General features: G+C 26.6%; 13 protein-coding genes. 6 read left to right on the top strand and 7 right to left on the bottom strand.

From position 1 onward, the window contains the following. Positions 1–204: 204 nt before the first annotated feature. The gene (locus ACJA22_RS03545) at positions 205–1,731 is read right to left on the bottom strand and encodes a hypothetical protein (RefSeq protein WP_406616897.1); all 1,527 of its coding nucleotides are present in this window, start codon (positions 1,729–1,731) and stop codon (positions 205–207) included. 147 nt (positions 1,732–1,878) lie between these two features. Here ACJA22_RS03545 and ACJA22_RS03540 point away from each other — a divergent pair, with 147 nt between their 5' ends. Further along, complete coding sequence (locus tag ACJA22_RS03540; RefSeq protein ID WP_406616896.1) at positions 1,879–2,730, top strand: thermonuclease family protein; 852 nt, start codon at positions 1,879–1,881, stop codon at positions 2,728–2,730. A gap of 173 nt (positions 2,731–2,903) precedes the next feature. Here ACJA22_RS03540 and ACJA22_RS03535 read toward each other — a convergent pair whose 3' ends face one another. The 6 genes from ACJA22_RS03535 to mf1 form a co-directional block, all read right to left on the bottom strand. After that, positions 2,904–3,977: a TOPRIM nucleotidyl transferase/hydrolase domain-containing protein gene (locus ACJA22_RS03535; RefSeq protein WP_406616895.1), complete on the bottom strand. Its 1,074-nt coding sequence runs from the start codon at positions 3,975–3,977 to the stop codon at positions 2,904–2,906. A 53-nt stretch (positions 3,978–4,030) separates the two neighbouring features. Then, a complete protein-coding gene (locus ACJA22_RS03530; RefSeq protein ID WP_406616894.1) occupies positions 4,031–4,195 on the bottom strand; it encodes a hypothetical protein in 165 nt (54 codons plus the stop codon). A gap of 206 nt (positions 4,196–4,401) precedes the next feature. Next, the gene (locus tag ACJA22_RS03525) at positions 4,402–6,054 is read right to left on the bottom strand and encodes an IS1634 family transposase (protein ID WP_406616893.1); all 1,653 of its coding nucleotides are present in this window, start codon (positions 6,052–6,054) and stop codon (positions 4,402–4,404) included. A 205-nt stretch (positions 6,055–6,259) separates the two neighbouring features. Further along, positions 6,260–6,490, bottom strand: coding sequence for a hypothetical protein (locus ACJA22_RS03520; RefSeq protein ID WP_406616892.1), 231 nt, complete (start codon positions 6,488–6,490; stop codon positions 6,260–6,262). Continuing rightward, positions 6,483–7,541 carry a signal recognition particle-docking protein FtsY gene (ftsY, locus tag ACJA22_RS03515; protein ID WP_406616891.1) on the bottom strand — a complete coding sequence of 353 codons (1,059 nt, stop codon included), beginning with the start codon at positions 7,539–7,541 and terminating at the stop codon, positions 6,483–6,485. The genes ACJA22_RS03520 and ftsY overlap by 8 nt, the downstream gene beginning before the upstream one ends. Positions 7,542–7,954: 413 nt before the next feature. Then, positions 7,955–8,731: a diacylglycerol cholinephosphotransferase Mf1 gene (gene mf1, locus ACJA22_RS03510; RefSeq protein WP_406616890.1), complete on the bottom strand. Its 777-nt coding sequence runs from the start codon at positions 8,729–8,731 to the stop codon at positions 7,955–7,957. A gap of 467 nt (positions 8,732–9,198) precedes the next feature. Between mf1 and topA the strand changes: the two genes are divergently transcribed. The 5 genes from topA to ACJA22_RS03485 all read left to right on the top strand — a co-directional run bounded on the left by topA (position 9,199) and on the right by ACJA22_RS03485 (position 16,346). Further along, positions 9,199–11,076, top strand: coding sequence for a type I DNA topoisomerase (gene topA / locus ACJA22_RS03505; protein WP_406616889.1), 1,878 nt, complete (start codon positions 9,199–9,201; stop codon positions 11,074–11,076). A gap of 722 nt (positions 11,077–11,798) precedes the next feature. Then, positions 11,799–12,200, top strand: a complete 402-nt coding sequence (locus ACJA22_RS03500; RefSeq protein ID WP_406616888.1) for a hypothetical protein — start codon at positions 11,799–11,801, stop codon at positions 12,198–12,200. A 154-nt stretch (positions 12,201–12,354) separates the two neighbouring features. Continuing rightward, positions 12,355–15,075: a preprotein translocase subunit SecA gene (gene secA / locus ACJA22_RS03495; protein ID WP_406616887.1), complete on the top strand. Its 2,721-nt coding sequence runs from the start codon at positions 12,355–12,357 to the stop codon at positions 15,073–15,075. 186 nt (positions 15,076–15,261) lie between these two features. Next, the gene (locus tag ACJA22_RS03490) at positions 15,262–15,504 is read left to right on the top strand and encodes a DUF2188 domain-containing protein (protein ID WP_406616886.1); all 243 of its coding nucleotides are present in this window, start codon (positions 15,262–15,264) and stop codon (positions 15,502–15,504) included. Positions 15,505–15,581: 77 nt separating this feature from the next. Beyond that, positions 15,582–16,346: a hypothetical protein gene (locus ACJA22_RS03485; protein WP_406616885.1), complete on the top strand. Its 765-nt coding sequence runs from the start codon at positions 15,582–15,584 to the stop codon at positions 16,344–16,346. The last annotated feature ends 43 nt before the right edge of the window (positions 16,347–16,389 follow it).

Below are 16,389 nucleotides of genomic sequence, written 5' to 3'. Positions count from 1 at the left end.
ATTTAATATTTTTGAAACAAATATAATTTCATAATCATTAACTTTTTAGGCAAGTAATTAATTATGTGAACTGAACTTCAAAAATAACGATTTTTTTAAAACAAATTAATTATTGGAAAAACATTAAAATTCTTCTTTTTTAAAAGAAAAAAACTATAATCATCTTGGGTAGATTATAGTTTTAAAATTTTAAAATCTTTGCGTTTAAATGACGTCGAGATTTTTTGATTCTATTTCTAAAAGTCATTTATGGAAAAACTCTAGAATTTCATCGTTTTGAACAACAATATTCTTTAATGTTTCATCATCTGGATCAAACTTAATTAAAGCATCTTTAAGCTTAAAAACTAAGTCATCAAGCATTCTATAAAAAGAATAGCCTCTTTTAGATCATTGATATATTTCTTTCGAATATGACTGACTAGAATCAAATTTAAAGTGAATACAAAATTGCTGAAAATCATTTAGCTCCTTGTCTTTTAAAATTTCAGTTTTGTATTCTTTTTGGTTTATTGAGAAACATAAACTTCCATCACTTTTAATAATAAATGCAGCATCGTCATCAGGCGAAATAAATTGCCTTTTGTTTTCTTCATTAACAGCAACATAAAACTTATTTTGAAATTGTACAGTTGATGCGTATATCTTTCTTTTTATTGTTAAGTAGACACTACATTGACTTTCATCCATTTTCGAAAATATATTTTTCTTGTGCTCATAATCTTTTTTATTTCTTTTATTATAAGCTTGAATGATTTCTTCTTTATTGTGAATAAAATCTTCAAATGTTTTTATTTTCTTTAAATGTAAATATGGAGGTAAGAATTGTTGTAGAGAATTATTTGCTCTTTCAACATGAGGTTTAAAAATGGCAATACTAGAGCTTTGGAGTTCTATACCTTTTGAATTTAAATACTGTTTTAAAGGCGTATCCGAATAATCAGTACCTCAAAAAGTTCTTCTTTTATCAGTTCTAATTATTTTTGGTTTACCATAATTTCTAAATAGATCTTCCAATAATTTCATATAGCCTAGATTAGTCTCTCCTTGTTCAATATGTACTGCTAAAACTCTTGAAGTTGATGAATCTACAGCTACATAAATATTAGATTTTTCGCCATTCATTCAACGATGTTCACAAGCATCAAGTTCAACTATTTCACCAAAATCAAGGTTATTATCTCTACATTTTCTTGCTTTAAACATTGTCGTTTCCATAGTTTCATTATATTTAATTAATCTTTTTATTGCTATTACATCTCCATTATTTTCTTTAAGTTTTCTTAAATTTTCTCTTGCTTTTTTCTTTGTTTTCTTGGTCATATTTTTTGAATAAAAACCCTTAGCAACCAGATTCTTTATGAATAATCTATAAGTCATATTGTTCTTGTCAAAATCTTTTAAGCAATAATCATAAAAAAATATTAATGAAACAGAACAATCGCATTTTCGGTCATATACATCATCAATAAAAGTGAGATATTCATTAATCAACTCATCAATCCTATTAGTGCTAATTTTTCTATGGTGTTGATTACCTTTATTTTTATGAGAAATAATTAAGCAATTGTTTAACACTTTATCTCTAAGTTTCTTTGCTGTATGCCAATTAATTTGCAAATATTTACTAATTCAAGTGATGGATTTATTCATATTTTTTGCTATAAATTCTAATCTGTACTCATTTCTAAGTTCATAATTAGAACAATTTATTTTTTCAATTTTTTTCATAGCATAAATAAAGATACCAAAAAGTTAAAAATTCGTTATTTTTGAAGTTATTATAAGTATCGTATTTTTGAAGTTCACTTCACATTCATAATCATTAACTTTTTAGGCAAGTAATTAATTATAAAAAAAGAATATAATTTATACACTATGAAGAAAAACAAAAAATTATTATTTTTAGGAACTTTAAGTACATCGGTTGTATTTATTTCTCCAGCAATTTCATCAACTTGTGTTTTAAATGAAACAAATGATAAAAATAACAATGTAACAAGTGTTCCAAATGAAACAAACAAGCCAAACGAAACTAATAAACCAAACGAAACAAATAAGCCAATTGTATCAACAAATGAATCAATTGTACCTGAAGGATTTGCACCTGCTGAATTTAATTATAGTTTAGGAGATATACAAAAAGATACTCTTAGAATTGGAACTGCTTATAAAGTTGATGTGTTAACATTCGCCGATGGCGATACTTTCACAATAAAACAAAACGGATATAAATTTCGTTTTAACGGAATAGATACACCTGAAACACACAAAAAAGATTCAAATGGGTATTTCATTGATACAACAGGCATACAATATGAATATGGTAAAATTGCTGAGAAATATACTAAAAAATATGCTGATATTAATTTATATAAAAACAGCAATATAGATGGTAGACCTGTAGAAATTTATGTTGTTCCTCAAAAAACAAATAAAGGTAATTCAACAAAAAACAGAGTTCCTAGGGATATTTGTGATCCATATGGAAGAATTGTAGCTATCATTTATTACAAAAATAATTTAAATAAATATTACAACTTATGTGGTCAGATAGCATGATTCGGGAAAGCAAGGGTTAATTATATTTCCAACAAAAAAAGGAATAAATATTATAGTGGAAATATAGAATATTATAATTACTTACAAAAATGCAAACAACATGCTATAGATAATAAATTAGGCATTTATGCTAAAGGTGTAAACATAAACGAAATTTATCCAAACTAAATTAATTTAAAAAATGAATCTTAAGCCGCAAAAACAAAAGATTCATTTTTTAATTTCTATATTCTTCATAAAGCAAAAGCTCTATAAAACAATATAATTAATAAAAATAAACAAAAATATTTTAAATAGATTTTTAAACCGGCATAAGAAGTTTTAATTATTTTTGTCAGGTCTTATTCGATTAAAATATTCATAAACTGCATTAATGATATTTTTATATGTTGGCATTTTTGTATATTTTGGAATGTGTATCATTTTAAATTATTTTTAGAAGATGGATTACTATCCTTAGTTTCCTCTTCCAATGTAGTATCGAAAGCATAAAAGAAAGATTCTTTGTTGTTAATTGTAAACTTTGCTTTGAGGGAATCTGGTGGGTCGTTGTCTATATCTACAAAAGCAAAAGGCTCAATTATTTTGTGTTGCCATAAATAAGTATAAACTTTTATGACTTCACCTTTTGAGTTGCAATCATAAACATCACAAAGATAATCGTTTAATTGATTATTGTTTTTGATAATTTGATTTGCTAGCTCATAGTCTTTTAGACCCTCAACCAATATAACGTTTTCAGAAAAACAACAATTTATAATAATTTCTAAGTTTCTTGAATTAATTCCCTCTTGTGTAAAATTGTTTTCAATTAAACGATATTTTAATTTTTCATTAATTTTTAAACCTTGCGCTATTAAGAATTTATTATTAAAATCATCTTTAGTATAGCTTAGTCTTAACGAATTCGCAATTTCAAAAAACAATTGTGACGAATGTGTTGAAAACACAAAAGAACAAAAGTTCTTCATTTGTAAAACATTTATTTTGTTAGCAATTCTCTTTGTTAAAGAAGCGCGACAATAAATAGTTGGATATTCTAAAATCATGATATTTTTAACAAACTCATAATTCTTCTTCAATTTTAAACAAGTATTAACAAATGCTACCAATAGACATAAGAAAATATAAGTCGATTGATTATTCTTGATAATCCTGCGAATTGTTTTATCGTTTAAATTAATATAATTTTCATCGTTAGATTTTATAAATAAATCAAAGTCTTCTTCAAGGAAATATTCATCCTTTTGTTTTTCACATTCAAGTTTAAATGCGTTTAAAAATTTTTCACATTGAATTATCTTTTTTTCATTTGTTATGCTACTAATAAGAGATTTAATAAAATTTTTTAAATTATTACCAATATAATTTTTGATGCATTCAAAATATTCCTCTTCATGTTTTTTTAGTTTCATGATTGCTAGGTTAATACCCCGTTCATCTTTGCTAACAATTTCACAAAGTTTCTCTAATATTGTTGCTTTTTAGATCCATTTTGTCCAATTAAGGCAATGATTATACTATCATTACTAATAATTTTATTTTTTAGTTTATTAATAAATCCTTCTTCGCCTTTAAATTCTTGTTGATGTATATAATTTGTATTTTTACGTTTTTTATCATTTGTTTCCATAATTTTATTTTAATTTAAAGGCAAAATATAAAAAGTTTTTTATATATAAAAATTAGTTTTCATAATTTTTTTCATAACATTATTTTGTAAGTTGTTTTCTAAAAAGGCTATAAAAAAGCACTTTTAGTTAAGTGCCTACCCGAGTTTCCAACTTTTACAATGTAATTTTTAACAACTCATCTGTTTGATGAGCTGTTTTTAATAATTTAAAATTTTAATTCATTTAAAATTCTTAAATATGTTTGATAATCTTGAATTGCTTGATTATTGTTGTCGTTAATAATATATTCTTCACTTTCAATTTTTCCGTCAATAATCTTGCATGTTTTGATTGTTTCTTTTATTACATCTTGTAATTTTTTGATTGTGATTTTTTCATCTACAACACCGAGTTCTTTCAAACCTTTGTTTAAATAATAAATAACAAAATTTAATAAAACAAGAGATAAGAAGCAAAGTACGAAATGACCTTCAATATGCTTTTCACTTCATACATAAATAGGTCTTACAGCTAAAGCACTTTTTAAAGCTCTAAAGTTTGATTCTATTTGTCATTGTTTTGAATATAAATTCACAATTTCTTCAGGTGATAAATCAAATCTAGAGGTTTCATAAGCATAATATCCGTCAAACTTTTCATCTTCGATAATTTTGTCATAGTTAAGTTTGTAATAACCTTTACCACCAACTTTTTCGAAGAATTTAAACTTCTTTTGACCGAACATTACTTGAACATGAACTAGTCCGTCTTTATCTTGTCTTTTAATAAAATTATCGATTAAAATTTGTCTATCATTTTTATCTTTTAATGCTCTTTTTTTACTATATGTTACTACCAATCTTCTCTTGTGTCCGTTTGCTCTTCTATTCTTTCAAAACGAATAAAAAGTAGTTTCTTTATATTCAAAATTATTGTCTCCAAAATAGCCGGATTCATCTATTGCAAAGGTCTTTCGGTCATTTGAAGCCGCTTTTAATCTATAAGATAAAATGTAATCAATATCGTTATCTTCTAAGAATCTTATGTTTCTATTTGTACTCATTCCTCTATCAGCAATGAGTGTTACTTTGTTTAATTCATATTGTGATTTTATATTCAAAATAAAATTAATAAATGTTGATGCATCAGCAGTGTTCCCTTTGAATAATTTATAGTGAATTGGAATGCCGTTTTCATCTGTTGCTAAACCTAAAACAATTTGATCTTCTTTGAATTTTCCATCTTTAGAATAACCTGGATATCTCAATCCTTCTCTTACAAAACTTTCAAAATATACCGTTGAAGAGTCGTATCAAATAATATCTATTTTTCTATTTTTATCTTTGATCAATGTATCGTTAACACTCTTTAAAATGTTATTTTTATTTTCAGCTAAATAGTCTAAAGTATTATAAAATGTCGTCTTTTCAACTTCTAAATTTATATTGAATTTGTCTTTATTTTTAAAGGATGAAAGCATGCTACCCGGATTTACAATTCTATTTGAAATCATATATTTTAATAAATCATTTAAATACTTGGATTTTGATACTTTAGCATCTTTAAAAGGATTTAATTTTTCTAAGAAACTGTATAACAAATCATATCCATAATTGAACTGTTTTGTTTCAATTTTAACCCTGCTTATATCTAACTCTAATTGTCTAATTATCATATTTCTATCTCAATCAGTATTGTAGTTTTGAGATAGTTTTTTATTTTTTTCTACTGGATCAGAACAATATTTTTCTCATTTTTCAACTGTACCGATACCGATAGATTTCTTATAACCTTTGCCAAATCCTCCTGAAAGTGCTAAAGATAAGTAAGTAGAGTTCTTATTTTTTCTTGAAATTAATAGTCATTTGTCTTTTTTCATATCTTTATTATACCACAAATTACAATGTAATTATGTAAAAAAATAACTTTTTTTATTTATATATAAATAACACTGAAAAAAGTAATAAAAAAGAGCTCCAACTTGGAAACTCAGGATAAAAATTAGTTTTCATAATTTTTTTCATAACATTATTTTGTAAGTTGTTTTCTAAAAAGGCTATAAAAAAGCACTTTTAGTTAAGTGCCTATTTCATTTTATTATCAATTTGAATTAATTTTTTAATAGCTTTATTTACACTGTCATAAGCTGCACTGCGAGTTGTTGCAGTAATTTCAGCAATTTCAGAATAGCTTAAATTTTCATGAAAATATAATCTAAAAGCTTGACCTTGTGTTTGAGTTAGAAATGATTCGTATTTTTCGAATAACTCACATAAATGCTCAATGTTTTCGATGTCTTTAATATCTTTATTCATTTCTATCCATTAAATCTTTTGTCATTTCATAGATGAAATTATCTAAATCAAATTCTTGTAAATCTTCTAAACCTTCACCAAGTCCAATGTATTTTACATTAATACCAAATTCATCTTTAATTGAAAGAACAATACCACCTTTAGATGTACCATCCATTTTTGTAAGAATAATACCTGTTGTTTTTGCTACTTCGCTAAATGCTTTAGCTTGACTAACACCATTTTGACCAGTAGTTGCATCTAAAACCAATAAACATTCATGAGGAGCATTTTCATCAAATTTATGAATAATTTGATACATTTTTTCAAGCTCTTTCATTAAGTTAACTTTATTTTGTAATCTACCTGCTGTATCTATTAATAATAAGTCATAGTTTTCTTTTTTAGCTTTGTCTAAAGCTTCATAAACAACACTAGCAGGATCGGCATTTTCCTTAACTGGTTTTACTATATCAGTGCCTACTCTATTAGCTCAAACGCTTAATTGATCAACTGCACCAGCTCTAAAAGTATCAGCCGCTGCAATTAAAACTTTTTTACCTTCTTTTATATATTTATGAGCTATTTTGGCGATACTTGTTGTTTTTCCACTGCCGTTAACACCAATAAAAATTAAAACGTTGAGTCTACCATCTTCAACATTTAATGTTGTATCAACTACACTCTTGTTTGTATAAATAACAAACATTTGGTCAGCAATTAATTCACCAATATCTTTTGGATTCTTTAAATCCCTAATTTTAACTTCATTTTTAATGTGAGTAATAATCGCATTAACTAATTTTGCACTAATGTCAGCCATAATTAAAATTTCTTCAAGTTCATCAAAATATTCCTCATCAATTTGCTTGTGTTTATTTTGAAGAGTTAATAATTTAGAACCAAGCGAACTAGATTTACTTAAACCGGTACTATATTTTTCTAATTTTTGTGATTTAATTAACTCTTGTTCTTGTTGTTTTTCTAATTCGGCTTCTTTTTGTGCAACTTTTTCTTCTTTGGTTTTCTTGCGACCAAATAATTTTTCTTTTAAATAACTAAAAAATCCCATAACTTAATTTTATATAAAAATTAAATATAACTTAATAAATAGTTTTAATTAGAAGTGGCAATAAATTCAATTTTAAAAAAATATAATTTAGATTGAAAAGATTCGAAAGTAAGAATATTAATTGAATAATTTTTTAACGTTAAAACATTAGTTTTGAGTTGCATTTTTTATGATCAAAACAAATTATTGGTTCAATACTCTAACTACTATTTTTAGTTATTTTTAAGTTAATAAAATTACTAATTATGAATAGTTCTCTAACTTTTAAATGATAGCATTAAACCATAATAATGTAAGGGTATAAAAAAATAAAACAGGATAAAACCTATATTTAGGCAAAGCAAAAAGTAATAAAAAAAGATGTTCTCAATTTGAAAACATCATAAATTTCAAAATGTATTTAATGAAACGAATTATTCTTTTTCTGTTTCCTTTTTTGAAGGTTTCTTTTTCTTGTGTGTATAAATTTCAATATCATATAAACCTAAATGTTCAGACATTTTAATTTTTTTAGGGATGTATCATTTTGGACCGTAGTTTTTAACTAAAATAGATTCTCAATTTTTAGGAACTTTAACAGAAAGATCTTCAAATTGTTTCATTTCCGTTGTTTTAAAGTCCAATTCGTCAAAAACATTACTCATAGTTACTTTTTTAAAAGGTCAGCAAATAACTGCTACTTCTGTGCCATTTGGATCATATAAATCATTTCAAGCATCTTTTAATAAGTATCTATTTGTACCTCATGTTCAACATAAAAAGAATTTTGCAAGTTTCATTCCTCATTGACGTGGTGAAATTCTTCTATGTGTATAACTGTGCAAGTATCTAATTTTGGTTTTGGTAGATAAGAATTTTTTTACTCTTTCAGGTGTAGTTGGAGCAGCAACAAATAAATCTAAAAAGACTGCGTCTTCATCTCATTCATCATCATTTGTAAATTTAGGAATTAATAAAAAATTATCACTGTTTTCATTAACTTTTACTTTTTCAGGATAATTAGCAACTAAAAAATCAAGAGTTTCTTTTGTTACTACTAAATCGATATCATCATCTCATGGAATAAATCCGCCATGTCTTATAACACCTAAAAGTGTGCCATAAAAAACCATATAATCTAAGTTATGTTTATTTGCAATTTCAATGAATTCTTTTAAAAGCTCATAAACTCTTTTTTGTTTCTCATTCATATTATTACCATCACTTCCCTTTAAAGAATTTAATGTCAGGTTGTTGTGTTTATATTTTCTTAAATATTATAAACAATTGCTATAAAAATAATAGATTAACGAAAAATTATAAATTCCAATTTTAAAAGTCCTAGTTTTCATAAATAAAATTGTTTAAAAAGTTTAAATTATTACGAAGTAAATAGATAGCTTTAAAATTCAAAATCCAGTTTTAATAACCTTTTAAAATTGTAGCTAGTCCATTCAAGTTTCAAAAAAATTGATTTATTATTGAAAATGTTAAAAAGAAAGCTTTGTGCTAAATGCCAGCATAATATAAAACTTTAAGTTTTATTTTCACCTAAATAAATTTAATCTTTATATTCAGGAGGCTGGATTGCTCGTAAATATTTTTATATTATTATATAAAGGTAACGAAAAGCAAAATAATCATAATAATTAAAAATTTATAGTATAAAATTCATAATATGAATACAAACATTGAGAACAAATTAGTTATTGTGGAATCACCAAATAAGGTAGAAACAATTAAAAAATATTTAGGACCAGGTTATGATGTTATGGCTTCAGTTGGTCACATAACCAAATTAAGCACATCTGGCGAAATGGGTTTAGGTATTAATTTACAAACCTGAGAACCTAATTATGTTATTGATCCAGAGAAAAAAGATGTTATTAAAAAACTTAAAGCAGCAGTTAAAAATTCTTCATTTGTTTATATCGCAACTGACCCCGACCGTGAAGGGGAAGCAATTGGCGATCATTTAGTCGATGTGTTAAAAATTAAAGATAAATGCGCAAGAATTAAATATAACGAAATTACAAAAGAAGCAATTTTAAATGCTATTGAACATCCAGGTAAATTAGATCAAAACTTAATTAATGCTCAAAAAGCTAGAAGAATGCTTGATAGAATTATTGGTTTTAGATTAAGCAAACTTATGAAGCAAAAGCTTTCAAACTCACCAACTAATCCATCAGCTGGTAGAGTTCAATCAATTGCTTTAAAATTAGTAGTAGATCGTGAAAGAGAAATTTTAAATTTCGTACCTCGCGGATACCACTTAATTGAAGCTAAATTGGAAAAAGATGCAACTGCTTCTATTTATATGGATAAGCATGTTGCTGACGAAAAAACTTGAGTTTATCCAGAAGAATTAGAAAATGTTAAAAAAGTTCTTGATAAAGAACCTACTAATACTTTTGTAGTTCAAAATATTAAAGAAACTACTAAGAGCGTTGGAAAATTAACTCCTCTTAAACAAGCTGTTTTATATAAAAGGAGCCCATTTTCATCTGGTATTACACAAGCTAGTGCTCAAAGATTATATGAAGGTTATGGCGAAGGTGGTTTAATTAGCTACCCACGTACTGATAGTACTAGATTAAGCCAACATTTCATTGACCAAGCACATAACTATATTGAAAAAACATATGGTAAAGAATATGTTTTATCTGAAGTTAAAGGTTTTAAAGGTGATCAAGATGCCCACGAAGCTATTAGACCAACCGATATTACTTTAAAACCAGAAGCTGCTAAAGCTAAATATAATTTAAATAATTACGATTACCAAATATATAAATTAATATATGAACACACTCTTCAATGTTTGATTACTCCACCTATTAGAAAAGCAAAAACTTATACTTTTAAAAAACATACATTAGTATTTAGAAGTACAGTGAGTTCAATTGTTTTTGACGGATATTACATAATTAAAGGTGATAAAGTAGAAGTTAAGGATCCTGATTTTAAAGAAAATCAAGAAGTTAAAGTTCTTAATTATGACATCAGTAATCATGAAACCAAACCACCTGCTAGATATTCTGAAGGTGCTTTAATTGAAAAATTAGATGAAATTAAAGTAGGTAGACCATCAACTTTTGCCTCAACTGTAAAAATTATTTTACAAAGAGAATATGTTGAAAACAAAAATGGAGCTTTATATCCAACAGAATATGGTATTTTAGTTTTAACTAAATTAATTACTGGTTTCCCAAACATTATCAACGAAGGTTATACAGCACAAGTTGAAGGCGAATTAGACTTAATTGCTCAAAATAAAATTGCTGTTGAACCAGTTATGAGTGACTTTTATAGTAAGTTCCAAAATAGTTTTAATGCTGCAACTGCTACACTTGAACATACATCAATTCAACCTGAAGTATTAAATGAACCTTGTCCAGTAGATAATGGCGCTTTAATCATTAGAAGAAACTGAAAAGGTGAAAAATTTGTAGGTTGTGAAAACTTCCCTAAATGTAGATACACAAGAAGCATAGAAGGCAAGCAAAAGAAAAGACGTTTTGTAAAATACAATAAAACCAAGAAAACAAATGAATAGAATAATATTCATATATCTTAAAAGGATGCAACACGTTAGATGTGTTGTGTTTTTTGACTATAAAATAGGGATATACGTAAAAAGTAGAGCATGAATATTATTCGCCGATCTAAAAAAAAAAAAAATTATAATATAGACAGGAGGTTTGTAAAGAAAAGAATTTAATATATTGAACATTTAAATAAGCTTTATTTTTACACTTTGTAAGAAGTAAAAAAACTAATATCAAAAAAGAAAAAGCGAAAAAAGTTAGACGAATTCAACATTAAAATTATCCTAAAATTTTTAATCTATTTTTTGATTTTAAAAGCTGTCTTCGCTTTAGTGGTTTTAGTAAATTTGTAAGTAATTATTATTACTAAATTATCTAAACTTACAAGTGAAAGTCTTATTTAGATGGTTCAACAAAAAAATAGAAAACTAAAAATATTAGAATTATAAAGGAGAAATGGTTTCGGCAAACGAATTGCCTAAAACCTTATAAAAATTATGAGTAAAAAAATGATCATTTGACTTATTGTAGGAATAATTGTATGTGCTGCTTTATTTTTGGTTCTTAATTGAACCGGTCATGTCTGAAATTATGCATTTCACCCAAGATTGTGCGGACCTCAAAACCCTAGTTAATTATGAAGAACACTAATAAAAAGAAATACATCAATTATTCCTTAATACAGTTTTTACTATTTTTAATTTCTACTTTAATTGTTATTGGAATCTTAATGAATTATATATTTTGTGCAAGAGTCATTCCTCCAAAAAACACACAAAAGTATCAATGGCATTCGGTATGGCACTATGTAGCTTTAGGAATTGCTGGAGCATGCTTTGGAGCTTCTTTTGTATTTTGAGTTAGTATGATTTGCTTAATTAAGAAAATTCATAAAGGATTATTTGTATCAGAAATTCTATTTCTAATTCCGCAACTTGCTCTCCCATTTGGAATTGTACAATTCTGTGTTGAATTTATGTTTTACTATCCACCAGTAGCTGTATTCTTTATGATTTTCACAATATTAATTATGCTTTGAGCTGTTCTTAAAATAATATCTTCATATTATGTTTTATTTAAAAAAGATAATCAAGAAGTTACAACAGAACAAGTAAATAACAATTTAGAATAATAAGATATTCGTCTTATTATTTTTTATCTGTTTTATAGTTAAATTAGTCAAATTTATACTTTAAAATTTGACTAAAATTTTGACTATTTTTTATTCAAAAACATCTTAATTAATTTAAGCTTAGATTCATAATATAGTATAAAATTATAATAATATGAATTTATTTAAGTCGACTGAAATGAGAATTGCTGAAAAAGCATTAAAGAAAATAAATCAATTTGAACCACTTATTGAAAAACTTAGTGACGAGGATTTAAAAAATAAAACTAATCAATTTAGAGCTAGGTTAGCAAATCGTGAAACTTTAGACAAAATTAGAGCTGAAGCTTTTGCTGTTTGTCGTGAAGCAACTAAAAGAATTTTAGGTAAAAGACCTTACGATGTACAAATGATTGGTGGAGTTCTTCTTGATTTAAGTAGTATTGCTGAAATGAAAACTGGGGAAGGTAAAACAATTACCTCGATTGCTCCAGTGTATTTAAACGCATTGAGTGGTAAAGGAGCAATTGTTTCAACTGTTAACGAATATCTTTCTGAACGGGACGCTGAAGAAATGGGTCGAGTATTTAATTTCCTTGGTTTAACAGTTGGAGTTAATAAAGCTCAAATGGATCCAGAATTAAAAAGACAAGCTTATGCATGTGATATTACTTATTCAGTTCACTCAGAACTAGGTTTTGATTACTTAAGAGATAATATGGCTGAAAGTGTTGAAAAGAAAGTGCAACGTGGTTTACACTTTTGTTTAATTGACGAAGCCGATTCTATTTTAATTGACGAAGCTAAAACACCTTTAATTATCTCTGGTGGTGAAGGTGAAGATACTAATACATACATGGCTGCCGACCAATTTGTTAGAACCTTAGATACTAACGATTATGAAATTGATGAAGAATCAAAAGCAATTTCATTAACTTATAATGGTGTTCAAAAAGCTAATAAATTTTTCAACTTCGAAAACTTATATGATATTAAAAACTCAGAAATGGTTCATAGAATTCAAAATGCATTAAGAGCTCACAAAGTTATGAAACTTAATGTTGAATACATTGTTAGAGATAATAAAATTGAATTAGTTGATGCCTTTACCGGACGTATTATGGAAGGTAGAGCTTATTCAGAAGGTTTACAACAAGCTATCCAAGCTAAAGAAATGGTTGAAATAGAACCTGAAACTAAAACATTAGCAACTATTACTTACCAAAACTTTTTTCGTATGTTTGATAAGCTTTGTGGTATGACCGGTACAGCTAAAACTGAAGAACAAGAATTTATTGATATTTACAACATGCGTGTTAATGTTGTTCCTACTAATAAACCTGTTATAAGAAAAGATTTACCAGATGCTATTTTCGCTTCATATCCAGCAAAATGAAATGCTGTTGTTGAAAAAATTAAAGAATTATATGAAAAAGGACAACCAGTTTTAGTTGGTACAGCTCAAATTGAAGATTCAGAAATTGTGCGCGAACTTTTAGTTAAAGCTGAAATTCCTCATACAGTTTTAAATGCTAAGCAAAATGCTTCAGAAGCTGAAATTATTTCACATGCTGGTGAAGTTAAATCAGTAACAATTGCTACTAATATGGCTGGTCGTGGTACCGATATTAAGCCAACTAAGGAAGCTTTAGAATTAGGCGGATTATTTGTTTTAGGTACTGATAAAGCTGAAAGTAGAAGAATTGATAACCAGTTACGTGGTCGTAGTGGACGTCAAGGTGACCCTGGAATGTCTAAGTTCTATATTTCTATTGATGACCAATTAATGCAACGTTTTTCAAACTATGAAGAGTTTAAAGAACAATTCAAAAACGAAGGCGATAAAGAAATTACAAGTAGATCATTAACTCATGGTTTTAACCAAGCTCAAAAGAAAATAGAAGGATTTAACTATGATAGCCGTAAAAGCGTGCTTCACTATGATGACGTTATTCGTCAACAAAGAGATTTATTCTATGCTCAAAGAGACTTAATTTTGGTTAATAATGATATTGAATATATTATTAAAAGAATGATTATTAATACTGCAAATAATGTCGCTAATATGCCTCGTTTTAAAGACAAAAGTAATACATTTAAATATCAAGACTTTGTAAATTATGTAAATAATGAATTACTAGGAAAATTATGAAGAGGCAAGCTTGATTTTAATATAGTTAAAGATGTTCATGATTCAGAAATTGCTCAATTCTTACAAGATTATTTACTTGAAGAATACAAGAAATGAAGAGACACTGTAATTGACCAAACTGACTTAGAATATGCTAGATGATATGAAAAGAGAATTGTGCTTGAAATCGTTGATTCATATTGACAAAACCATATTGATACAATGGATAAATTGCGTTCTAATACCAACTTAGTACAATATGCTCAAAAGAACCCTTACCAAGTTTATACACAAGAAGGAAGCAAGAAATTTGAAGAAATGCTTAGAAATATTGCTTATGATGTAACTAAGAAAATCTTCAGCGATAGACTTGGAATTCCAAGCTTAATACCTAGAGAAGTTAGATCTGACCCAATCTTTAGCCAACTTTTAAGTACTTTAGTTTTAACTCAAGATACTGAAGAAGATAGAGAAAAATACTTATTAAATATGTATTATTCAATTAAAGAACAAATTGAAACTCAAGCTGAACAAGCTAACAAAATTTTCATAGATGAAGAAAAACCAAAAGAAGAAGTTAAATCTACAGCTAGTTCATTTATTTTTGAAGAATATAAACCTGAAGAGTCTAAAGAAGATCATACATTTTTAGAATATGAATTTAAAGACTCTGAAAATACTGATTCATCTATAAAACAAGAAAATTCGGAAAATGATAATCCTAATTCAGAAGTTAAAGAAGAAACAAAAGAAAATAAAAAATAATTTTATTAGCAACTTTAATGTTTCGTAGTAGAATTATTTTTGAGCCGACATTGAGGTAAAAGCTTTAATGTTAAGAATAGTCCAGTTTAACTGGATTTTATTTTTGCCTAAATTGCACTATACACATTGTAATTAAACACTTTATGATAAAATTAAAATATAAATAAAATTAAATAAAGGAGAATTATGGCTGCTTTAGATGAAAAAGACAAAAAAGTTACAGTATGACATGTAACACCTAAAGGCAATCAATGACAAGTTAAAGGTTCTGGAGCTCAAAGAGCAACAAAAATCTTTTACACACAAAAAGAAGCTATTGAATACGCAAACGACTTAACCAAAAGAAATGGTGGTTCTGTATTAATTCACCGTACAACAGGTCAAGTTAGAGCAAGCATTAATAATAAAGCTAAAACCACAAAAAAATAATTTTATATAATATATTTTTGAACCTGAAGCATTACCAAATGCTTCATTTTTTTGTAAACTAAAAATAAGGGGGATAAATGGAAATAAAAAACAGAAGTACAGCAAAAGGCAGAGGTGTTGCATTTTTACGTAGTGGACTAATTGCATTTTTATGATTAATTTTAGCTATAACTATTATGAAGATACTTATTGTAAAGGGCGATAAAATATTTGGCGAAAAAATTCAGGATGCATTTTTAAAATGAAAGGATGAATATAAGGTTTGATTCATACTCATATCATTTTCTATATGTGCTGGACCATTCTTTGGTTTTATCACATGATCAATGTTATGATCAAAAATATGTTGAGGACGTTTGGCTTATATCGATGGAGATAAACTTCGTATTTTTAAAGAACAAGAAACCAATTTAAATAATGCTGACGTAATTCGATATAGTGATATCGAAAAAGTTACATCAGCCTTTGGTAGAGTATTTTTAAAATTAAAAACCAATAAAACAATTAATATTGATTGTTCAAATTATAAGGAAGTTGCGAATTTTTTAGCCCAAAAAATCAACCAAGAACCTAAAGCATCTACTTCTTATAAAGTTGGTATTGTTTTTAAGCATATAGGAATTATTTTATTATGCACACTTATTAGAGGAAGTATTTTTCCTCTATGGGTAATAATACTTGTATCTGGTGTTCCAAAAAATAAATCTAAAACACGGAAAGAATTAGAAGACGAAAAAATTAAGATAGAGAAAGAATTGAATAGTGATAAAAGAAGTGCTGAATTACTAAAAAAGCTAGAAGAAATTAATAAACAATTAAATGAAAAAAATAACAAAAAATAGCATAAAATAGTTTCTATTTTATGTTTTTAATAATATAGGAGAA

This window comes from Mycoplasmopsis adleri, assembly GCF_045276205.1.
In the GTDB taxonomy this organism is placed as follows: Bacteria; Bacillota_I; Bacilli_A; order Mycoplasmatales; family Metamycoplasmataceae; genus Mycoplasmopsis; species Mycoplasmopsis adleri.
This window is presented reverse-complemented; position numbering and strand designations above follow the sequence as displayed.